Consider the following 22,225-nt stretch of genomic DNA (forward strand, 5'->3'; position numbering starts at 1 on the left):
ATTATTTAGAAAAAACTTTTTCTAAATTTACTTAAAAAAAGTAGACCTATTGGGTATTATATATTATATAGGAAGGAGATGAGTAATATATATAAAAATGTTGATACATAATTTTAAAATATAGAAAGGAAATAATAATAGTATTTGAAAGAAAAAGTTGAAGTGATAAAATTAGAAGGGAAAATATTATTTAATGCAAGAGATGTAGCAAAAGTTTTAGACATTAAAAACATAAATGATAATCTAAGAAAAATGAATGATAAACAAGTTGTATTATTAAAAAAATCAGATATTCAAAATATAAATTTTAGAAAATTAAACAATAGAGGTGAAAACTTTCTAACCAAAGATGGTATTTATAAAATAATTTCATCTTCTAATAAAATGACTTATGAACGTAAAGTTGAATTATTAAACTTTTTTGGAATAGAAGAAATAGTACCTTTATTTGAAAGAAAAGAATGTTTATTTGTAGAACAGTTAGAAGAATTTTTAAGTGAGTATAACCTTAAAGGTATTAAACAATATCCAATATTAAACTATAGGATAGATTATTATATACCACAGATTAAATTAGCAATAGAATATGACGAAAATAACCACAATAGCTATTCTTATGAAACTCAAGAAGGCAGACAAAAACAGATAGAAAAAGAACTTGGTTGTAAGTTTGTTAGATTAAGCGATAATTGTAGTGATTTAAAAAATATAGCAAAAGTAAGTAAATATATACATTAATTAGGAGGTAATGCTATGTTAAATGAAATAAAAGTATTTGAAGGAAAAGAAGTAGAAGTAATAGAGTTAGATAGTGTTGTGTTATTTAATGCTAAAAATGTGGGTGAAGTATTAGGATTAGGAGATTCTTCTGTGAGAAAGGCAATAGGTAATATGAATGAAAATCAAGTTATATTATTAAAAAATTCTAATGTGAAAGAAAGTAACTTTAGAAAACTAGCTAATAGAGGAGAAAACTTTTTAACGGAAGCTGGTGTATATAAACTAGCTTTTAGAAGCAATAAAGCATCAGCAGAAAGATTTACAAATTGGGTAGCAGAAGAAGTATTACCTAGCATAAGAAAACATGGAGCATATTTAACACCTAATACTATAGAAGAAGTTATAGCTAATCCTGATTTTGGTATAAGACTATTAGAAGAATTAAAATCAGAACAGGAAAAAAGAAAATTATTAGAACTAGACAATGAAAGAATGAAACCTAAAGAAGAATATTATGACAGAATATTAAATGCCAAAGGAACTTTTAATGTAGGTCAGATATCTCAAGATTATGGAATGTCAGCTCAAGAATTTAATTCTGTATTATCAGCTTTAAAGATACAGTATAAAAATAATGGGCAGTGGGTACTTTATAAAGGTTATCAGGGTAAAGGATATACAAAAAGTGAAGATATATACAAAAATGGCGTGGCTACTAAATTTACTAGATGGACTCCTAAAGGAAGAATATTCTTATATGAAGAATTAAAAAGACACAACATAGAACCAATATGCGAGGTGTAAAATGTTTACTGAGTTTGGAAGAAGGAAAACAAATGATATTAAAACTACGAATTTAATAGGTTTTACAAATTTAGAAACACATACTTATGAATTTTGGTATTTATTAAAAATAAATGAATATTGGTATGGCGTTAATAATAGTGGTAAAAAATTTACATACGAAAAATTTAATAGTAAAGAAGAATTAATAGAATATTTAAAATCTAATAATATAAGAGATTTTACACAATATTATTTAGATAAGAAATATTATAATGTAAATGGAAAAATATTATTTAAACATACTATTGGGTATGTAAAAAATGAGTATGAAAAACAATTTAAAACAAAGGTTAAGTATATAGATGATGAAGTTATATAATTTATCTTGATACTTAATTTTAAAAATAAATATAGAAAGGATAATGAAAGTATGAAAAAAGAATTAAAAGAGGGGAAAATAACATTAGTTGATACTAATGCAAGAAGGGAATATTTTGAAAGTAATCCGATGCCAACAATACCATCGACAGAAGTAGCTCAGATGATGGATATAGAACACTCAAAATTATTAAGAAAAATAAGTGGAATAAATAAAGATTTTACTGAAGCCAAAATTGGCTTGAGTGATTATTGGATAGAATCTGAATACACAGATAGAAGTGGTAAAACAAATAAATGCTATGAAGTAACTAAAAAAGGTTGCGAGTTTTTAGCACATAAAACAACTGGTACTAAAGGTAATTTATTCACAGCAAAATATATGGATAAATTTGAAGAGATGGAAAATATAATAAGAAGTTATGTTCCACAGTTATCAGAAAAAGAAAAATTACAGTTATCTATATTAAATGGTAACGATACAGAAAGAATGGATAGTTTAAAAAGATATGAAGTATTATTAGAAGAAGAAATATCAGCACCATTATTAGAAACAATAGATAATCAAGATGTAGTTATAGATACAATAATACCTGACGATAAATTATATGCAGTTGGAGATGTTGGAAGAATATTAAGAAGTTATACTAAAGAAATGGGATTCCAAAAGATATTTGATTATTTAAGAAATAATAAAATACTTATATCTGATAAAGGTACACAGAAACATAATTCACCTTACTATAATTATACAGATTATTTTATGATGAAACCTAATAAAAAAAGAAACGACGAAGATTATTATAAACCTTACTTTACTGGAAAAGGCTTAAAATGGTTCTTAAAAAGATTAGCTAGAGAGGGTATATTAGCTAAAGAAGATATAGAAAAAGTAGAAAATGATATAGTTAATAATGCAAATAAAAAGGAGAATTAATATGTGGTACAGATGTGTCGAATGTAATACTATCTATTATATAGACGAATTAGATTCTACTGAGGGTGAGTTTTACAAATCTAATGGCATTACTTTATATAGGGGCGAGATATGTTCTTGCCCTAACTGTTCTTGTACTAAGTTTGAAATAGCAACAGGTATTGAAGATGAGGAGGATTATTAATATGAAAATAATAGAAGGTAAATATAATAAAGCGAGAATACATACAAATATAATAGAAGAAAATGTTATAGAACAGATAAAAGAAATGTGTGATTTAGAAGAATTAAAAAATTCAAAAATAGAAATAATGCCTGATTGTCATTCAGGAAAAGGTTGCGTTATAGGAACAACAATAGTACAAGATATGTTTTCACCTATAAATCCTTCTTATGTTGGTGTAGATATAGGTTGTGGTGTATCTGCTATAGAAGTTTCTATAAGTGATAATGATTTTAATGAAGAAAAGCTATTTACAGTTTTAGATAATGCAATCATAAAAGGTATTCCTTATGGAACTAATGTTAGAAAAAAAGATGTAATAGACGATGAATGTTTTGGATTATTACAATGTTTAAAAAAAATAGATGATAAAACTATAGAAAGAGCTAAAAAATCTTTAGGGACATTAGGTGGTGGAAATCACTTCATAGAAGTTGATAAAATGAATAATGGAAATTATTTAATAGTTGTCCATTCAGGAAGTAGAAATTTAGGTAAAAAAGTAGCAGAATACTATATGAGTATAGCTAATGAGAATGGATTTTTAATAAATAAATCAGATATATTCGATTATTTAATGGATATTAGCTTTTGCCAAAAATTCGCAAAATATAATAGGAAATTAATACTAGACATATTATATTTACATTTAAAGAAGAATTTTGAATGTGTTAAAGTTGAAAAAAGTTATTCTTCTATACATAACTTTGTAGAAGTTTTAGATGTAGAAAATGATAATGTTATAATAAGAAAAGGTGCAATACCTTCTTATGAAGGCGATACACTCTTAATACCTATAAATATGCGTGATGGTATGATAATAGGTAAAGGTAAAAGTAATAAAAGTATAAATTGTTCAGCACCTCACGGTGCAGGAAGATTAATGGGTAGAGGACAGGCTAAGAGAGAATTATCTTTAGAAGAATTTAAAAACCAGATGGAAGGAATACATTCTATTTGTGTATCAGAAGATACCTTAGATGAAGCGCCAAATGCTTATAAACCTATAGAATCTATACTTGAAAATATATCAGAAATGGTTACAATAGAAGAAGTAGTAAAACCAATATATAATTTTAAAGCATAAAGGAGATGGAAATCTTGGAGCAAGAATGGTATATGTGCAGTAAATGTAAGAAGTGTAAGAATAAATGTAAATATTATTTTAAAATAAAAATAGAAGAATTTAGATGTAAAAAATTTGAAAAATAATTGTATTTTTATTAAAAAAGTATTATACTCTAATTATAGGATATATTTAAAGCTTATTAAAAACACAAGGTGTATTTAAATATACGGTATATTCTTGTCATAATATTTTAGCTTAATTAAAACATAAGATGTATTGAAAGGGAATGAAGTTTCATTCTCTTTTTTTATTTTACGTTGACACCCTATTTTGAATATGCTATAATATAATTAACTTAATGAGCGAAGGATGGTAAATGAAATGACTAAAATATGGAATGAGAAAACTGTAAAAGAAAGAATGTTGCAATATGTTAAAGTTGCAGAAGAATATTATAAAAAAGATTTTACTGAAAATTTTCCAAAAGTATTAATAAATGAAAGTAAAAAAATAACTAGAAATTTTGGTATGTTTAGAACTAAAGTTGAAAATGGAAAATATTATAGTTATAGTTTAGAAATATCTAGATATCTTATTAATAAGTATAATGATGAATTAATAGATAAAGTTATAGGACATGAAGTGGCACATTATATAACGTTTGAATTGTTTGGAGTAGGTCATAAACACAATAAAGTATTTAAAGAGGTTTGTAAAAATATATCGAAGTTAGGATTTGAAATAGATGGCTCTGCTTTAGTAAAAGATTCAGAAAAATATATAAGAGAAGATTATATTGAATCAAAAAAAGAAATAAAGGAAATTGAAAATCCTAAAAAGGTAAGATATATACAAACTTGTCCTGAGTGTGATTATTCTTGGCATAGTGTTTATAAAGTAGCTAGAAAAGATTCTATAAAGAAGTGGACTCAAAATTGGCGCTGTAAAAAACACGGACATAAATTAGTTGTATTTGATATAGTTGAAAATTTAAAATATTGGTCTACTTATAATACTAGAACCAAAAGATGGAGTTTGAGTAAAAAGAAAATGACATCTAAAGAAAATGAAAAATGTAATAATATGTTAAATAGCTAGATATATCTATATCTAGCTTAATAAAATAAATTGGAGGTATTAAAATGGAAAATAGAGCAATTATAAAAATAATTGGAAAAACAGTTAGAGAACCAAGAGAGGTTAATAATTCTATGGAATTATATTTTAAAATATCTATGAGTAATAAAATTCCTAAAGGATTGAAAAAATTAGGTGTAACTTTTTGTAAAGTGAATGTAACTAAAAAAATGTGGGAAAGTTTAATAGAAGGTAAAGAGGTTAATAAAAATACAATTTATAGTATAAGTGGTGAAATTAAGGCATTAACAAATAGTGAAAATAAACCTTATATAGTAGTTAATTGTATGAGTATTAATATAGATGAAGTTGAAGAAGAAGTAAAAATAAAAGAAGAAGTAAAAAAATCTAATAATTGGAGAGAAAAAATAAATGAGGATGAATTAATAGAAATTAATTTAGAAGATATAGATATAGATTATTCTAAGCATAAATATTCAGTAATAGAAATGGGAGATAAAATAGGTATTAATTCTATAATAGCTGTTTCTCGAAAAGAAAATGGTAGATATTCTTTAATAGCAGGATTTAAAGCTTATGTTAGTTCAAAAATATATAGAAGTAATCAGCCTATAAAAGCGTATGTGTATAATGGCGATAGAAAATCTTTTAAAGAAGAATTTGGAATTTCTTATTAAAAATTACTTGATACCTTATTTTAAATATGTTATAATATAATTATGGAAAGGGATATATCTGAAAATACAAGTTAATACCCTATTTTTAAAAAAGGAGGTTTGTTATGGAAGTTAAATTACTCAATAAAGAAGAATGTAAAAATTTCTTTAAAACTTGGGGTGAATTCAGTAGCGTTTGTTATAATACTGATAAGAAATATGCAGAAAAAGTTGGAAAAACTTGTTTTGAGAGTGGGCATTATTCAGGTAGTAGAGCGTTTAGTTTCAATTTTGAAGTAAAAGGAATATCTCGTCGGTGTTCTCATCAGCTCGTTCGTCACTCGGTAGGTGTTACAGTAAATCAAAGAAGTCAAAGGTATTGCGATGAAAGTTTCTTTGATTATGTTGTACCACCTAAAATACGGAATAAACCTGTTGTAAGAAAAAAATACGATGAATTTATGAAAAGTATTAATACTATGTATCGAACTTTAAATGGTATGTTGTATGAATTAGAGGGGATACAAGAAGATACAAGATATGTACTACCAAATGCTTGTACCACAGATTTAACGATAGGTTTTACTTTAGAAGCTTTAATACATTTTTGTGAAGAAAGGTTATGTACTGCTTCACAATGGGAAATAAGAGAATTAGCTGAAAATATAAAACAAGAAGTGATAGAAGTATTACCTGAATTAGAAAGTAAACTTAATTCAAAATGTATAAATTTAGGTTATTGTCCTGAACCTGAAAAGAGATGTTGTGGGAGAAAACCTAATAAAAATAAAATAAAAATAATAGAATTGGAGGAAAATTAATGGGAGAAAAAAAATCAGAAGCTAAAAGTGTTAATTTTGTTATGGTTGGTAAAATAATGAAACCTAAACAAGAATCTAAATGGTATGAAGTTAAAGTTGGTAATAAAGGTGAAACAACTTTATTGAATTTTAATTTAAAAACAAATTCTAATGTATTTAAAATGAATTTAATGGGATTTTTAAATAACAATGAAAACGAAAGAATAATATACGCTTTTAAAAGAGAAGGAGATAAAAATGTTAAATTTAATTTCCTTTATTCTGAAAAAGAAAAATGTATAGAAGAAATGTCTGAGTTTTCTAAAATGGTGTTTAAAAATGATAATGATAAAAAAGAATTTTGTCATAATACAGATTTTATAAATTATTTAAAAGAACTTATAGATAATGAAGAAATAGTTAATAAACCTATAAAAATAGAAGGAAGAATAGAATATTCAAGATATAAAAATAAAGAAAATAAAGAAGTTGAGAGTAAAAAATATGTACCACAGAGAATTACTTTACTTAATGAAGGGATTGAAGAAAAAGCTGAAGCTAATATAGAAATGTTATTTGATGAAAATTCTATATTAGAAGGTGAAACAGAAGAAATAATGATACTTAATGGTAAAGTTATACAGTATGATTCTAAATTAGGGAAAGACACTTTGTTTGATGAAAGTATAGAATTTGATTTTACAGGAAAAGGTACTAAAGCTATAGATACAATAAAATCTAAATTAAATCTAGGAGAAAAAGAAGTTGGAAAACTTAATAAAATAGGTTTAAAGGTTGATTTAATAAGAGGTTCTGAAGATGTCAGATTGACTAAAGAAATGCTTTCTGATGAAGAAAAAGATTTAGTTGATTTTGGTCTTATGACAATGGAAGAATTAGAAAAAGAAAAAGGATTAGGAAAAGGTGAATTTAGAGATAAAAAAATATTTAAAGGATTAGTTAAAGGTTATAGTACAGGTGCTATCTTGACTAAATTTAATGAAGAATATTTTTCTGCTAAAATGGATGATGGATTAATCGGAGAATTGTTTGGCGAAAATTCAGAAGTGATAAATGATGATTTACCGTTTTAATTTATTATAGTTGATACACAATTTTAAAAATAGGAGGAATAAAAAATGGCTTTTACAAGACCAAAAATAAATAGGGCAAGTAATAATATAAATAAATTAAGAATATATATAAGAGCAGTAAGAAAATGGGGAAAAACAACTCTGTTTAGAGATTATGTAGAATGTCTTTACAATGGGGACGCTAGTAAAGGACTTTTAGTTGGTGTTGGTTATGAGCATGGTTATGATATGCTTGATAACCTTAATGCACTTCATGTAGATACTTGGAAAGATTTAATAGAACTTAAAAACTGGCTTATATCTGAAAAAGGTAATGAACATAATATAGAAATAGTGGCATTTGATGTTGTAGATGAATTAATACCTATAGCTGAAAAAGAGGCTTGTAGGTTATCTCAAATAAAAATGAAAAAAAAATGTGAATCAATAAATAGTGCTTTTGGTGGATTGGTAGCTTAGTTCACCTAAAATCTCTCTAGCCTATAAATATAGGGTGTAACATTTACGTTAGGAACAATAGGAAATGATTGTTAGAAATGTTGCTAACGGGGGAAGCTGACCAAGTAAAGTTGAAGTCAATCCCGTAGGAAGTGCTAGAAATAGTAAACCTCTAACGACTATCCAATATCTACTGAATACGAGAAATACGATTCAAATGTAGTGAGGTTACATTCAAGGTGAAATTCCTTGTTTGGAAATGGGAGAATAGGTATTTTGGTAATAGAAATACTGAAAAGATATAGTCTGTACCCATAGAAATATGAGAGTAATACGTTGGTAAAGGTCAGGAAAAAGTTAAAGAATTAATAAAAGAATATTTTGCTGATTTAAGAAGTGCAGGATTTGGCACTTGGGCGATAGCACATACAAAAGATAAAACAATAAAAGAAAAAGGTATGAATGAGGATGAAGGTTATCAGGTGCTAACATCTAATCTATCTAATGCCTACGAATCTATTTTTGGGGATATATTCGATTGTGTTCTTACTGGATATGTAGATAAAACAATAACAGATGGAAGAATAACTTCTTCTGTTAGAAAACTTGCTTTAAGAGGTGATTCTTATATAGAAGCAGGTTGTAGATTTGCAAATAATTCTGTTCCTGAGTATATAGAATGTTGTGAAGATTCAAGAGATACTGCAAAATTACTTATAAAAACTCTTAAAGATGGATTAAAAGGTTCGAAATCTAAACCTATGTCAGATGAAGAATTTGAAACTTTAGCCAAAAAAGAAATGAAAGAATTTGCAGAACAGAAAGTTGAAGTTAAAGAAGAAATAGATAGGGATTCATTATTAAGCCTTATAAAGAAAAATATAAAAAATCAAGAAGTAGTTACTAAAATAAAAGAACTAATGGGTTCTGAAGGAGTTAGTGCAGTTGGGGAATTATCTGACGAAGCACTAAATGATATATCTAAATTAATATAGATAGAAATAAAGTAATTGTTATGTGAGGGTATATCAAATTTTTTGGTATACTCTCTAATAACAATTTAAGAAACGATTAAGGTGATTTAATGGCTAATGTAAAATGCAAACATTGTGGCAAAAGAGTAGATAAGAAAAATGCAATAAAAGAAGAATATATAACGAATACTTTGAAAATAGCAAATAGATACTTTTGCTCTGAAGAATGTAAGAAAAATTTTCATTATGATAAAACAATAAAAGTAGAATTTTATTCAAAGTGTTCAGAAATTTTAGGTGCAGAAATTACACGAAATGCTTATTTTAAAAAACGTATAAAAGAAATTGAAAATACGAAACTTATGTATACCTATGTTGATAGATATTTTGAAACTTTATTTGAAAGATTTAAATGTGAAATAAATAGGATAGAAAAAACTAAAACTATAAATCTTAATTATAAAATTGCTGTACTAATTAATATGATTAGTTACGGGATGACAAAATATGTTAATGATGAAATAGCGGAAAATTATAAAATTGAAAATGAAATTTTAAAAGATTATATAGATTATGAAAACTTAATGCCAAGAGGTAAACAAGTTAAACCTAGAAAAACAATATTTGACGAAGGAGATTAATATGAATAAAGGATTAATAGCAATAATGACTTTATTAGGTGTAGGAGTATTATTAGCACCTAGTTGCACAACAATAGTACCAGCAGGTCATGTTGGTGCAGTTTATGATAAATTAGAGCATGGCGTTCAGGATGAAGTTTTAACAGAAGGATTCCATATAAAAAGTCCTTTTGAAAAAGTTAAAGACTTCCCTATAAGTATAGAAACAATATATATGTCTAAAGATGATAGAGAAGGCTCTGAAGATGACGAATCTATAAATATAGCTTGTAAAGATGGAAGTGTAAATGCAGATTTAACATTTAGTTATAGATATGAAGCTGATAAAGTTCCTGATTTACAGAGAAAATATAGAGGTAGAGATGGTAATGAAATAGTTGATACTGTTCTTAGAGGTCAGTTAAGAACTTGGGTATCTGAGGTTACTAAAAACTATACAACTATAGAAGTATATATGGATAAGAGGGAAGAAGTAAACTCTAAATTAGTTGATTACTTCAATAAACGTGGAGAAAAATACGGAATAAGATTTGAAAATGTTTCTTTAGCAGAAGCTAGAGTTACTAAAGAAGTGCAGTTAGCTATGGAAAAAAGACAGAAAATATCTCAAGAATTAGAACAGCAGAAAATGAATCTTAAAAAAGCTGAAATAGCTAAAGAAGAAGAAAAACTTAAACAAGAAAGAGCATTAATAAAAGCACAGGGTGAACGTAAAGCTAATGAAGAAAAAGCTAAAGGTTTAACTGAAACAGTATTAAAAGAAAAAGCTATAGAAAAATGGGATGGTAAATTACCACAATCAACAAATGGTGGAACATTATTAATAAAATAATTAAAAATGAGAGGTGAACACTAAAATGGTTGCAACAGTTATGAATATATGTTTATCAATATTAATGGTAACAATAACATTATATATATGTTTCATATTGATAAAGAGTTTAAATATAAAAATAAAGAAGGATAAAACGGAGGAAAATAGAGTTGGAAAACGTGGAAATAAAAGTAATGAAAGTTAGCGAGGATGCAATACTTCCTTGCTATGCTCATTCTACGGATAGTGGATTTGATTTATATACAAGTGAAGATTATGTAATAAGTGCAAAAGGTACAGGTGCTATACCTACAGGTTTAAAATTTGAATTACCGAAAGGTTATGGAATTATGGTTCGACCTAGAAGTGGGAATACATTAAAAGGAGTTATAGGTACGTTTGAGCCAATAGTAGATGAATTTTGTCTTCTAATAGATGAAAACAAACATAAAATGGATATAAAAGTACAGATAGGAACTATAGATGAAAATTATAGAGGTGAAGTTAAAATACTTACAACTAATAATGAATTACATCCTGTATGTGTTCCAAAAGGTACTAAATTAGCTCAAGGGGTTATAGAAAAAATACCTAAAGCTAATTTTATAGAAGTAAATGAATTAAGTACTACCGATAGGGGCGAAGGAGGATTTGGGAGTACAGATTGTTAGGAGTGGTTAAATGTTTGTATCAGGAATACAAGAAAAGTACGATGAAAAATTACTTGAAAATAGAATGGTAGTAGAATCTTCTGTTATAGGTACAATTTATAAAGACTTTTTATTATTAAATGATTATGATTTAAAAGTTGAAGATTTTAAAACTACAGAAGGTAGATTTTTATTTAGTATGGCAAATAAATTAAATGAATCAAATATCAGTACTCTCACAGAATTTGATTTAATGAATAATTTTACTAAAGAACAACAAAATAAATTTAATGAATTAGGTGGATTTGAATTAATAAATTCTATGCAAAATAACTTGTCAATAGATAATGCGACAAAATATATAGATGATTTATATAAGGAAAATGCAATACTTCAATTAGTAGATGGTGGGTTTGATTTATTCAAAGAAGTCAATTTTAATGGAAAAAATGTTATTCCTTTTTATAAGTTTAAAAAATATGATTCGCAACAAGTTAAAGATTTCTATGATGATTATGTAAATCAAATTAGAACTTTAGATTTAAACAAAGGTATAGAAGAAGAAATGTTATCTATATCAGATGATTTTATAGATAGTTGTTTATCAGGAGAAGAATTAGGAACATTATTTAATGTTGCAGGTGAAGATGTCAATGGAAATGAAATATATGCTTTTCCTAAAATATCTAATGAAACAGGTGGATTTTTACACGGTTCTCTATCAATGTTAGCCGGTTATTCAAGTGTAGGTAAATCTACTTTAATTATACCAATAGTTATGGCTTTAATTCATAGAGGAGAAAAAGTATGTATTATTTCTAATGAACAGAAAATCAATCCTTTTCAAATGAATTTTTTAATGTGGATATTAACTAATAAATTAAAATATTATCACGTTACTAAAAAGAAAATGAGAGTTGGTGCTGGTGCATTAAATGATGAAGATATACGAATGATAAAAGAAGCTCAAAAAATATTTAATGAAGAATATAAAGATAAAATATATTTTGTTTCAATTCCTAGTACAAATATGAAACTTGCTAAAACTAAATTTAGAGAATATTGTCTTAGAAAAGGTTGTGGAGTGTTTATATACGATACATTTAAAATAGATTTTAATAGTGGCGATAAGGATAACTTTTGGATGTCACTTATAAGAGATTCAAGAGAATTATTTGAACTTGCTAAAAAATATGATGCTATAGGATTTGCAACTATACAATGTGCGAATAATACTTTAGGACAATTATTCTTAGATTCTTCTGTATTATCTAATTCTAAACAGGTTAAAGAAATTTTAGAAAATTTATATATAGTTAGGGATTTATATGCAGAAGAAATGGATAAAACATCAAGATATTATTGTAAACCTTATATAAATAAAGACAAAGGGAATGGTGTTTGGGAAAGAGAAGAAGTTAAGTTAGATGAAAAGAAAAGTTATAAAGTGTTATTTTTAGACAAAGTTAGGTCAGGCAAGAATTCTACAGCAGGTAATTATGCTATTATATTAGAATTTTATGGTGATACTGGGGCAATAAGAGAACTTTGTTATTGTATGCCGAAAAGAGCGAAATTAGGTATGTAATATGAGAAAGTTAAAAGAAACTATGTTATTGGGGGATAATGTAGAACGTGTTTTAGAATATTTTAATTATTATAAAATAAAAAGAGTGTCTAAAAACGAAGTAAGATGTGCTATAGATTCAGATGGTAACCCAACAGCGATAAGAATTAAATTAAATGAAAATTTATCTTCTACAGATTTTGTTAGAAATATAAACGGAGATATAATCACATTGATAATGTCTAATAGGAATTTAAAGTTTAAAGAGGTTATCAATGGAATAAAAGAAGTATTAGGTTTGTCTGATTTTCAATACCATAAATCTGACGTAACGTTTTTAACTATATTTAAAAGTATAGATAAAAAAAAAGAGATATCTAAAAAAATAGAATTAGATGTATATCCTGAGCAAATATTAGATGATTACTCTAAACAATGGAATATGAAATTTTTGAATGATAATATATCAATCGATGTTCAAAAGGAATTTGGAATAGGATTTGATGATGAAACGCAAAGAATAACAATTCCGTGGAGAGATTTTGAGGGTGAAATATGTGGAATAATGGGTAGAAGTAACATAGATAATGTTGAAAATAAATATTTACCCATTATTCCTTTTAAAAAAAGTGGTACTTTATATGGTTTCTCTGAAAATTATTTAGAATTATGTGATAATAACATATTTATTGGAGAATCAGAAAAATTTGTACTTCAATTAAAAACAATGGGTTATTCTAATGCTGTTGCATTAGGTGGCGATTCTCTTTCAGATGTACAAATAGAAGAATTACTAACTCTTAATCCTAAAAATTTAATTTTCTGTTATGATGAAGGATTAAATCCTAAAGTTATAAATAGTAATTTTGAAAAAATAAAAAGACATCTAGCATTTAAAAATATAGGAATATATTTGATATATGATAAAAACAATAAATATTTAAAGAATAAATGTTCTCCTAGCGATTTAGGAAAAGAAATATGGGAGAAGGTGAAAAGAGAATGTGTTCTGAAAATAAAAATATAAGAAAAATAGTAGTAAACAATAAAAATGGCTCTAAGATAGAAAAAGAATTTAAAGATAATAAGAGTGTTAATGAATATTGGCACTCTTTGATTATAGACTTAGATGATGTTGATACAATAGACTTTTTTACAAAAATTAATGGGGTCTATGTAAAAAAGGGAAAATATATTAAGAAAAAAGATTTAATGAAATTTTTATAAAAAGGAGTGCTTAATATGACTAATAAAGAGTTATTAGAAAAAATAGTAGAATCAGATGAATATTTTGATTCTATTTTAGAAAATGCAAAAGGTGGGAAATTATATGCTATACATAGTATTTGTCGGAAATATGAAATGGAAGATAAAGAATTGTTAGAAAGATTCTATGAAATAATAAATCTTGATGGTAAAGAATACTTATTAGAATTTATTGCTGATACGGATACTGTAGAAGTTTGTAAAAATCTTCGTAAATATGAAAATATATATGCTTTATATGATAACTCTGGAGCAATAATAATGTATTTTGCAGAAGATGTTTATATAGAAGATGATTTAGTAACAGATATAGATATAGAAGAATTAGAGGACTTATTTAAACTTAATTTAAGAGAAGTAGAGTTAGGCTTTAAATTTATGTAAGGTGATAAATATGAATAATAAAGAATTAATAGAAAAAATTGAAGAAATGGATTCTAATAAATATATTATGTTAGAAAATTTAGTCGAAGAAACTAATGAATATTATTTTAATTTAAAAAATAATAAAATAGAACATCAATTGCAACCAAGTATTTCTATAAAAATAAATGATGAAAAGTATGCAATATTTTATATAGGTAATACAGAAGAAAAGGTTGATTGTAAAAAAAATAAATATATGGAAATTTTTAAAATATATAAAAATAATGGTTATACTATTGATTTTATGTCTAATTTTGTAGCTTATGCAGGAAGAGATGTTTATAAGTGGAAAAACTATTCAGGAGTTTTATATTGTCAACTTGAAGAAGTTGAAAGAATAGAAAATATTTATAATGGTTGGAGGTATAAAGATGAAAAATAAAGAATTGATATTTGAGATAGGAGAATTAAATTCTATTGATGAAATTGATTTGAATGAATTAGTAGATATAGCTAGTTATTCAAATAAAGATGAATATGAAGCTGTAGTTTTTGATGGAATAGAGTATAGAGTATTTTTTGAAACAGAAGTTTATGAAAATACTCTAGAAGTTGATTATAGAATATCTACTGAAATTTTTAGAGTTGAAAATATGAAAAAAGAAATAATATGTTATATTGGTAGAAATGTTGAAAATAGATATATATCTTGCGAAGAATGTTACGAAAGAGAATATTTAGACCTAAGAGAAATTAAACCATTATACAAAGTAGTTCAAGAATGGAGATTTGCAGATGAATATGGAAGAACTAAATAAGGTTGTTATGTTATTAAACGAAGGTGACAAATATATAGATAAAGATTTAACCTTTGAAAATTTTAAAGAAAGGTAATACAACATATCTTTCCTTGAAGAATTTCAGAAATCTTGTAACGGAGAAAGTATTTGTGAATTTTTAGAGATATATGAAGTGTTTAAAGGTTTTAATGTTATTGGATACATAGGTAGAAAAGTTATAAGAACTAACTCAGAAGTCATATTTGCAATAAAATTTAAAAAGCAAAAGAAAATTAAAAAATTGTAATTGATTAGAGTTTAGAAAATGACGAATAAATTAATAAAAATTATAGAAAAAAGTTAGATAATGATAGTTTAGATGAATATAGAGATTAGTTGAAAATTGTAAAACTTTATATAGAACAAAATTATCCATTATTTTAGTTGATACTTGATTTTTAAAATATAGATGAAAGGGTGATAAATTGCATTATTTTGGTGGGGAAAAGTAGATTAAGTAAAGACATTACAAATGTACTTAATTCTAATTTAAAAGAAGAACAAACATTTGTTGATTTATTTTGTGGTAGTTGTAATATTATAGAAAAAATAGAGCCAAATAGAATAAGAATCGCAAATGATAAACATAAATATCTTATAGAAATGTGGAAAGCTTTACAAAATGGTTGGATTCCACCTAATGATATAAGTGAAGAAGAATATAAATATATAAGAGAAAATAAGAATGAAAATATGGCTTTAACAAGTTTTGTTGGATTTGGATGTTCATATTCCGGTAAATGGTTCGGTGGATATGCTAGAGATGGTAAGGGTAAGAGAAACTATGCTGATGAAGCTAAGAGAGGTATAGAAAAGAAATTAGACAATTTACATTTAGTTAAATTTGAAAATAAAGATTATAAAGATGTTGAAATTCCGTTGGGAAGTCTTGTATATTGTGATATACCATACGAAAAGAAATTAGGATATTGCAAAAAAGAGGTTGGGGAATTTAATCACGATGAATTTTATAAATGGGTTGACGATAACAAGAATAAATATGATTTTTATATAAGTGAATATAAAGAAAATATTAGAGAAGGATTTGAAATTATTTGGGAAAAGGAGTCTAAAACCGGTGTAAAAAGAAATGGGAAAAATATTGATACTATAGAAGTATTGATAAAACCAATTATATAAATTAATAATTTTATGAGGTGATTTTATGAAATATAAATTTGTTGGAATTATGAGTTTTATAGCATTTATAATTCTATTTATATTATATTTAATATCAATTTATAGATAATTAAATTTAGGGTTATACTTAATTGTATAACTCTTTTTTTATACTTGATACTCTATTTTGAATATGATATAATATAAATATAGATTTAAAAAAAGTATCTGCAACCGTTGATACTCAATTCTTAAAATTTAAAAGGTGGTGTATGAATGAATAAAGAAAAATTTTCATTTTCTAAATTAGATACATTTAATACTTGCCCTAGAAGTTATTATTTAACTTACATTAAAAAAGTAGAAAGGGAAGAAAATGTATATGGTTTTTTAGGAAGTTCTTTCCATGATTGTTTAGAAAAATTACAGAAAAAAGAAATAACAATAAAAGAAGCAAAAGATAAATTTTTAAATGATATTTCTACTACTGAAATATTTGAAATGGAATTTCCTACAGAAAAATCTAAAAAAAAATATATAGAATGTCTTATGGCTTATCTTGATAACTACGAAAGATTACCTATAGATAATTTTGAAACAGAGGAATATTTTGAATTTGAAATCGAAGGAGTTATTATGAGGGGTTATATAGATTTATATTTTATAAAAGATAATAATATCTATGTACTAGATTATAAGACTTCTTCTAAATTTAGTAAAAATGATTTAGAGAAAAAAGAAAAACAGTTAATACTCTATGGTATGTATTTACAAGAGAAATATCCTGATAAAAATATAGTTTATCTTGGATTTGATATGTGCAAATATTTTGTTAATAAAAGAGGAACTTTAAAAACTAGAGATACACAAGAAGAATCTTATGGTAATGCTTATGTTGAAGTAAAGTTTACTGAAGAAAAAAAAGAAGAATTAGTAGATTACATAGACTTGATAGTTAAACATATAGATATTTGTGATAAAGAGGATATAAGATGTTGGAGTAAAAATATAAATAAATTCTTCTGTGATAATCTTTGTAGTGTAAAAAAATATTGTAATTAGGAGATATAAAAATGAATGAAATTATTAGAAAAATTAAAGAAATATTTTTAAATATAACAAATAAAGATGAATTATCAGAATGTGAACTACTTTTAATTTCAGATAAATTAAATTCATTAATCAAAGAAATTGAAAATTTAACAAAAATAAATGAAATAGAGGAAATAAAAAGAATAATTATCGATTATTGTTATGACTTAGAAGAACCTTGTAATAACTGTGTAATTTCAAAAATATGCAATAGACGTGATACATTTCCGGTATATCGTTGGACTAGAGATGATATAAAAGAAGCATATAAACTTATAAAAATAAATGAATATAAAGGATAGGAGATAATTATGGAATATATAAATTATCATAAACACTCTTGTTACTCAAATATAAGAACACCTGATTCAGCTGAAAAAATAATAGATTATATAAATAGAGCGAAAGAATTAAATTCTAATATATATTCTACTGTCGAACATGGATTTCAAGGGAATATATTTGATGTAATAAGTTTATGCGAAGAAAATAATATGAACTATATATTTGGTGTGGAAATGTATTATGTACCAAGTTATGACGAAAATTTAGAAGGTAAAAAAGATAAAAGTAACAATCATATAATTGTTATAGCTAAGAATAATGAAGGATTTAAACAAATAAATAAAGCATTGTCTATAGCTAATACAGATGGTTATTATTATAAACCTAGAATAAATGATGATATATTATTCAATCTTTTCAAACCTAATGATGTAATTATAACTACTGCGTGTATTGCAGGAATAGGTGCTAGAAAAGATTATAAAGAATTAATATCTAAATTAAAGGATAGATTTGGTAAAGACTTATATCTTGAAGTGCAAAGTCATAATCATATTGCTCAGATAAATCACAATAAGAGAATGGTTAAATTAGCTAAAGAATATGATATAGAATTAATTCATGCTAATGATTCACATTATATAGATGAAGAAGGAGAAAAGTATAGAGATATATTTTTAAAAGGTAAAGAGATGTTTTATGGAGATGAAAATAGTTTTCAATTAGATTATCCATCTTCAGAAGAAATATTAGATAGATATAAAATTCAAGGTGTATTAACCAAAGAAGAATCTCTTAGAGCCTTAAATAATACGCTAGTATTTAAAGAATGTATTAATGTAGCAAATATAGATAAAAAAATAAAATTACCTTCTGTTTCAGATAATCCTACTCAGGAACTGAAGAATATAATAAATAAAGAGTTTAGAAATAAAGGTTTTGATAAATATCCAAAAGATAAAAGACAAATTTTATTGAAAGCCGTAAGAGAGGAAATGCAGACTATTACAGATACAAAAATGGAAAATTACTTTATAATGGACTATAAAATCTGTAAATTGGCTCAAGAAAAATATGGAGGACTACTTACTAGGACGGGTAGAGGTAGTGCAGTTAGTTTCTTAATAAATCATCTACTTGGTCTTACTGAAATTAATAGAGTATTTGCACCTGTAACATTATATCCTTCTCGATTTATGAGTGCTGAGAGAATACTGAAAGCTAATAGTTTACCCGATTAACAAAAAAATAATTCTGTATATGTAATATTTATATTTAAGAGGTGATATTATTTTAGAATATAATGAATTAATAAAAAATAATAAAATAGTCATAAATAATAAAACATATATAGGATTAGAAAAATATGGTCGCATTATATAGTGATATATAATGAAAACCTCGAATATCAGAGAACACCCTTAGAGTTTCAATTACTAAGCATTAGAGAAATCAAAATGTGGCTAGTCTAATCAGCTAGGTATAGTAAAAAGATTGAAAATTGGGCAATTCTGAGAGATAGTCCTAAGTCTTAATATTTTAATTTAAGATATGGAAAGCTCGCAACGACTACCAAGAGGTATCCGAGATAATATCAACGATAATGGTATAGTCTACTCCCCTAATAAATATCGGGAAACCGAGGGTATAAAGGATAGATTTAAACACATCTGACCAAGAACCATTTATAAAAGCTACAGAAGAATTAGTTGGTAAAGAAAATTGTGCTTGGATGTTGTCATATAAACCATTACAAGAAAAATCTGCTTTTAGATTATATTGTAAAGGAATAGGATTAAATATTTCTCAATATGATTCGGTATCTAAAGATTTAGATTTATATAAAGAAGATTCTAAATGGAAAGATATAATAAAAAAATCTAAAAAGTTTGTAGGAGTTATAGAAAGTATTTCTCCTTCACCTTGTTCTATGGTTATATATGACAAAGATGTTTCTGAAGAAATAGGACTTATAAAAACAACTGATAAAATATGTTGTTTATTAGATGGCTATAACTGTGATAAATATAAATATCTAAAAAATGATTATCTTAAAGTTGAAGTTTGGAAATTAATACAAAGAGTTTGTGAAAAGGCAAATATACCTATACCAAGCATAATAGAATTAGAAAAAAAAATAGATAAAAAAACTTGGGATATATATGCAAATGGTATTACTTGTACTATAAACCAAGCTGATTCAGATTTTTCAAAAAATTTAGCAAAAGAATATAATCCTAAATCTGTTGCAGAAATGTCTGCTTTTGTAGCTTCAATTAGACCGGGATTTTCTTCATTACTAAATAATTTTATAAGAAGAGAAACATATACAACAAATGTTCTTGAGTTAGATGAATTACTAGAGGATTCTTTCCATTATTTAATGTATCAGGAATCTATAATGAAATATTTAATATGGTTAGGAATAGAGGAATCTAAAACTTATGATATTTTAAAAAAGATAGCTAAGAAAAAATTTAAACCTGAAGAATTAGAAGAATTACATAAAAAATTGAAATCTAATTGGAAAGAAAAAATTGGTTCTGAAGAAAATTTTGAAGAAACTTGGCAAGTTGTAGAAGATGCTTCGAGATATTCTTTTAATGCAAGTCATTCTTTAAGTTATGCCTATGATTCAATTTATTGTGCATACTTAAAAAGTCATTATCCGTTTGAATACTATGCAGAAGCACTTAATATGTATTCAGATGATACAACTAGAACTGCTAAAATGACAAATGAATTAAAGTATTTTGATATTAAATTACAGAATCCTAGTTTTATAAATGCTGACTATAATTACTCAATAGATAAAGAAAATAGAATTATATATAAGGGTATGAATAGTATAAAATATCTTAATGAAAAATGTTGCAAAAGAATATCTGAGTTATCAAAGAATAAACCAAATGATTTTATAACATTATTAAATGAATTAAAAGGTTATGCTAATTCAAGACAAATAGATGTTTTAATAGGTTTAGGTTTTTTTGAGTATTATGGAAAATCTAATAAATTAAGGGATATAGTTAAATTATATGACAATGTATATTCTAAAAAACAATTTAAGAAAGAAAAGATAAAAGATTATGAAGATATGTTTAGAAAATATTCAAATGTAGAAACAGAAAAAATATTTAAAGATGTAGATTTAGACAATCTTTGTAATGAATTATCAGATAAATATATAGAAAATACAGATATATCAAATAGAGAAAGGGTAGAATACTTCTTAGAATATACAGGAACTTGCGACTTGAAGTTTAGTAATGTTGGGAAATGGAATTGTGTTCTTATGGAAAAACCAACGAGATATAAAAGATATTCTAAGATTAAACTTTATAATTTATTAATGGGTAAAAGTCACGAATTTAAGATATCTAATGATATTTTAGATGAAAATAAAATAAATGTTTATGACCTAATTAATGTCAGCTATATAGAAAAGAAGCCAAAATCTAAAAAAGTGGGTGATAAATGGATAAAAGACCATAACGATTTAGATTGCTGGTTAATAGATTATGAGATATTAGAAAAATCAAATGTTTAATAAAATTTATAGAAGAAAAGAATATATAATATTTAGAGTTAGAAATGGATATGTAGTTCAAAATACTAAAAAGAAATTTGAAGAAGGTCATACTCATATAAAAAATTACAATATGGCAAAGAAATTAATAGATTTATCTATTAAAAATGAAGTGCCTAGAAACACTAAGAATACATATATTTTAGAAAGTTTATATCGTATTTCAAATAATGTTGAATATAAGGAGAGAATAAAAAATGAACAAGAAAAAACAAACAATAATAAGCATAGCTATGGCAACAATGTTGTTGGGTAGTATGAGTTATGAAATAATTAAAGAAAAAGAACAAATAGATAAATTAAATAACGAAAAGAAAATTATGATAGAAAAATACGAAAAAGAATATGATATGCTTAATAAAAAATATAAAGATTCACAGAAAGAATTAGATTATTATAAATCAGATGAATATATTGAAAGTATAAAGTTATCTAAGTTGCAGAAAGCTACAGGGCTAGATGTAAAAGGATATTATAAGGAAAATTTTAAATTCACTTATTATACTGCTTTACCTTCTGAAAATGGTGGATATACAGTTACTTGTAATGGTGAGCCATTAAGAGATGGAATAGTAGCTAGTAACTATTATCCTCAAGGAACAAAGTTATATATAGATGGAAAGGTTTATACGGTAGCAGATAGAGGTAGTAGCAGATTCAATTCACCTAATAGACTAGATGTGTTTGTTGGTAAATATGGTGGTGAATCTTCAGGGGAATATTTAAAAAGGGTAAATAATATGGGTGTTAAGAATACAGAAGGTTTTGTTTTAGAAATTTAAAATAAATTATCACTTGATACTCTATTTTGAATGTGATATAAT

General features: G+C 25.4%; 29 protein-coding genes. All 29 read left to right on the forward strand.

Going from position 1 to position 22,225, the window contains the following annotated elements; all coding sequences use genetic code 11:
• The first annotated feature begins 144 nt into the window (after positions 1 to 144).
• The 29 genes from ACK2WN_RS02515 (at position 145) to ACK2WN_RS02655 (ending at position 22,183) form a co-directional block, all read left to right on the forward strand.
• A complete protein-coding gene (locus tag ACK2WN_RS02515) occupies positions 145 to 738 on the forward strand; it encodes a BRO family protein (protein ID WP_416154757.1) in 594 nt (197 codons plus the stop codon).
• A 15-nt stretch (positions 739 to 753) separates the two neighbouring features.
• Entirely contained in the window at positions 754 to 1,524 is a 771-nt protein-coding gene (locus tag ACK2WN_RS02520; RefSeq protein ID WP_416154758.1) for a phage antirepressor, read from the forward strand.
• A gap of 1 nt (position 1,525) precedes the next feature.
• A complete protein-coding gene (locus tag ACK2WN_RS02525) occupies positions 1,526 to 1,885 on the forward strand; it encodes a hypothetical protein (RefSeq protein WP_416154759.1) in 360 nt (119 codons plus the stop codon).
• Between the two features lie 51 nt (positions 1,886 to 1,936).
• Entirely contained in the window at positions 1,937 to 2,821 is an 885-nt protein-coding gene (locus ACK2WN_RS02530) for a Rha family transcriptional regulator (RefSeq protein WP_416154760.1), read from the forward strand.
• Position 2,822: 1 nt separating this feature from the next.
• Entirely contained in the window at positions 2,823 to 3,005 is a 183-nt protein-coding gene (locus tag ACK2WN_RS02535; RefSeq protein WP_416154761.1) for a hypothetical protein, read from the forward strand.
• Between the two features lies 1 nt (position 3,006).
• Positions 3,007 to 4,131, forward strand: coding sequence for an RtcB family protein (locus tag ACK2WN_RS02540; protein WP_416154762.1), 1,125 nt, complete (start codon positions 3,007 to 3,009; stop codon positions 4,129 to 4,131).
• 363 nt (positions 4,132 to 4,494) lie between these two features.
• Positions 4,495 to 5,211 (forward strand): SprT-like domain-containing protein, encoded by a 717-nt coding sequence (locus ACK2WN_RS02545; RefSeq protein ID WP_416154763.1) that lies wholly within the window; start codon positions 4,495 to 4,497, stop codon positions 5,209 to 5,211.
• 44 nt (positions 5,212 to 5,255) lie between these two features.
• Positions 5,256 to 5,888: a hypothetical protein gene (locus ACK2WN_RS02550; protein WP_416154764.1), complete on the forward strand. Its 633-nt coding sequence runs from the start codon at positions 5,256 to 5,258 to the stop codon at positions 5,886 to 5,888.
• Positions 5,889 to 5,992: 104 nt separating this feature from the next.
• Complete coding sequence (gene thyX / locus ACK2WN_RS02555) at positions 5,993 to 6,688, forward strand: FAD-dependent thymidylate synthase (protein ID WP_416154765.1); 696 nt, start codon at positions 5,993 to 5,995, stop codon at positions 6,686 to 6,688.
• The gene (locus ACK2WN_RS02560) at positions 6,688 to 7,761 is read left to right on the forward strand and encodes a hypothetical protein (RefSeq protein ID WP_416154766.1); all 1,074 of its coding nucleotides are present in this window, start codon (positions 6,688 to 6,690) and stop codon (positions 7,759 to 7,761) included. The genes thyX and ACK2WN_RS02560 overlap by 1 nt, the downstream gene beginning before the upstream one ends.
• A gap of 45 nt (positions 7,762 to 7,806) precedes the next feature.
• Positions 7,807 to 8,220 (forward strand): AAA family ATPase, encoded by a 414-nt coding sequence (locus ACK2WN_RS02565; protein WP_416154767.1) that lies wholly within the window; start codon positions 7,807 to 7,809, stop codon positions 8,218 to 8,220.
• A 437-nt stretch (positions 8,221 to 8,657) separates the two neighbouring features.
• On the forward strand, positions 8,658 to 9,194 hold the full coding sequence (locus ACK2WN_RS02570) for a hypothetical protein (RefSeq protein ID WP_416154768.1): 537 nt from the start codon (positions 8,658 to 8,660) through the stop codon (positions 9,192 to 9,194).
• An 89-nt stretch (positions 9,195 to 9,283) separates the two neighbouring features.
• Positions 9,284 to 9,814, forward strand: a complete 531-nt coding sequence (locus ACK2WN_RS02575; protein ID WP_416154769.1) for a hypothetical protein — start codon at positions 9,284 to 9,286, stop codon at positions 9,812 to 9,814.
• 1 nt (position 9,815) lies between these two features.
• Positions 9,816 to 10,646 (forward strand): prohibitin family protein, encoded by an 831-nt coding sequence (locus ACK2WN_RS02580; RefSeq protein ID WP_416154770.1) that lies wholly within the window; start codon positions 9,816 to 9,818, stop codon positions 10,644 to 10,646.
• 25 nt (positions 10,647 to 10,671) lie between these two features.
• Positions 10,672 to 10,833: a hypothetical protein gene (locus tag ACK2WN_RS02585; RefSeq protein WP_416154771.1), complete on the forward strand. Its 162-nt coding sequence runs from the start codon at positions 10,672 to 10,674 to the stop codon at positions 10,831 to 10,833.
• Positions 10,808 to 11,299 (forward strand): dUTP diphosphatase, encoded by a 492-nt coding sequence (locus ACK2WN_RS02590; RefSeq protein WP_416154803.1) that lies wholly within the window; start codon positions 10,808 to 10,810, stop codon positions 11,297 to 11,299. Before ACK2WN_RS02585 ends, ACK2WN_RS02590 begins: the two co-directional genes overlap by 26 nt.
• A gap of 10 nt (positions 11,300 to 11,309) precedes the next feature.
• Complete coding sequence (locus ACK2WN_RS02595) at positions 11,310 to 12,866, forward strand: DnaB-like helicase C-terminal domain-containing protein (RefSeq protein ID WP_416154772.1); 1,557 nt, start codon at positions 11,310 to 11,312, stop codon at positions 12,864 to 12,866.
• Between the two features lies 1 nt (position 12,867).
• Positions 12,868 to 13,872: a hypothetical protein gene (locus tag ACK2WN_RS02600; protein ID WP_416154773.1), complete on the forward strand. Its 1,005-nt coding sequence runs from the start codon at positions 12,868 to 12,870 to the stop codon at positions 13,870 to 13,872.
• Positions 13,827 to 14,072 carry a hypothetical protein gene (locus ACK2WN_RS02605; protein WP_416154774.1) on the forward strand — a complete coding sequence of 82 codons (246 nt, stop codon included), beginning with the start codon at positions 13,827 to 13,829 and terminating at the stop codon, positions 14,070 to 14,072. The genes ACK2WN_RS02600 and ACK2WN_RS02605 overlap by 46 nt, the downstream gene beginning before the upstream one ends.
• Positions 14,073 to 14,087: 15 nt before the next feature.
• Positions 14,088 to 14,495, forward strand: coding sequence for a hypothetical protein (locus tag ACK2WN_RS02610; protein WP_416154775.1), 408 nt, complete (start codon positions 14,088 to 14,090; stop codon positions 14,493 to 14,495).
• A 10-nt stretch (positions 14,496 to 14,505) separates the two neighbouring features.
• Complete coding sequence (locus ACK2WN_RS02615; RefSeq protein ID WP_416154776.1) at positions 14,506 to 14,919, forward strand: hypothetical protein; 414 nt, start codon at positions 14,506 to 14,508, stop codon at positions 14,917 to 14,919.
• Entirely contained in the window at positions 14,909 to 15,295 is a 387-nt protein-coding gene (locus ACK2WN_RS02620; RefSeq protein WP_416154777.1) for a hypothetical protein, read from the forward strand. Before ACK2WN_RS02615 ends, ACK2WN_RS02620 begins: the two co-directional genes overlap by 11 nt.
• A gap of 459 nt (positions 15,296 to 15,754) precedes the next feature.
• Positions 15,755 to 16,456, forward strand: a complete 702-nt coding sequence (locus ACK2WN_RS02625) for a DNA adenine methylase (protein WP_416154804.1) — start codon at positions 15,755 to 15,757, stop codon at positions 16,454 to 16,456.
• A gap of 255 nt (positions 16,457 to 16,711) precedes the next feature.
• Positions 16,712 to 17,497: a PD-(D/E)XK nuclease family protein gene (locus ACK2WN_RS02630; RefSeq protein ID WP_416154778.1), complete on the forward strand. Its 786-nt coding sequence runs from the start codon at positions 16,712 to 16,714 to the stop codon at positions 17,495 to 17,497.
• 11 nt (positions 17,498 to 17,508) lie between these two features.
• Positions 17,509 to 17,829, forward strand: coding sequence for a hypothetical protein (locus ACK2WN_RS02635; protein WP_416154779.1), 321 nt, complete (start codon positions 17,509 to 17,511; stop codon positions 17,827 to 17,829).
• A 9-nt stretch (positions 17,830 to 17,838) separates the two neighbouring features.
• Positions 17,839 to 19,053: a PHP domain-containing protein gene (locus ACK2WN_RS02640; protein WP_416154780.1), complete on the forward strand. Its 1,215-nt coding sequence runs from the start codon at positions 17,839 to 17,841 to the stop codon at positions 19,051 to 19,053.
• Positions 19,054 to 19,544: 491 nt separating this feature from the next.
• Positions 19,545 to 21,362 (forward strand): hypothetical protein, encoded by a 1,818-nt coding sequence (locus ACK2WN_RS02645; protein WP_416154781.1) that lies wholly within the window; start codon positions 19,545 to 19,547, stop codon positions 21,360 to 21,362.
• Complete coding sequence (locus ACK2WN_RS02650; protein WP_416154782.1) at positions 21,355 to 21,657, forward strand: hypothetical protein; 303 nt, start codon at positions 21,355 to 21,357, stop codon at positions 21,655 to 21,657. The genes ACK2WN_RS02645 and ACK2WN_RS02650 overlap by 8 nt, the downstream gene beginning before the upstream one ends.
• A complete protein-coding gene (locus ACK2WN_RS02655) occupies positions 21,599 to 22,183 on the forward strand; it encodes a 3D domain-containing protein (protein ID WP_416154783.1) in 585 nt (194 codons plus the stop codon). Before ACK2WN_RS02650 ends, ACK2WN_RS02655 begins: the two co-directional genes overlap by 59 nt.
• The last annotated feature ends 42 nt before the right edge of the window (positions 22,184 to 22,225 follow it).

The sequence above is a fragment of the Peptacetobacter sp. AB800 genome (genome assembly GCF_047807365.1).
In the GTDB taxonomy this organism is placed as follows: Bacteria; Bacillota; Clostridia; order Peptostreptococcales; family Peptostreptococcaceae; genus Peptacetobacter.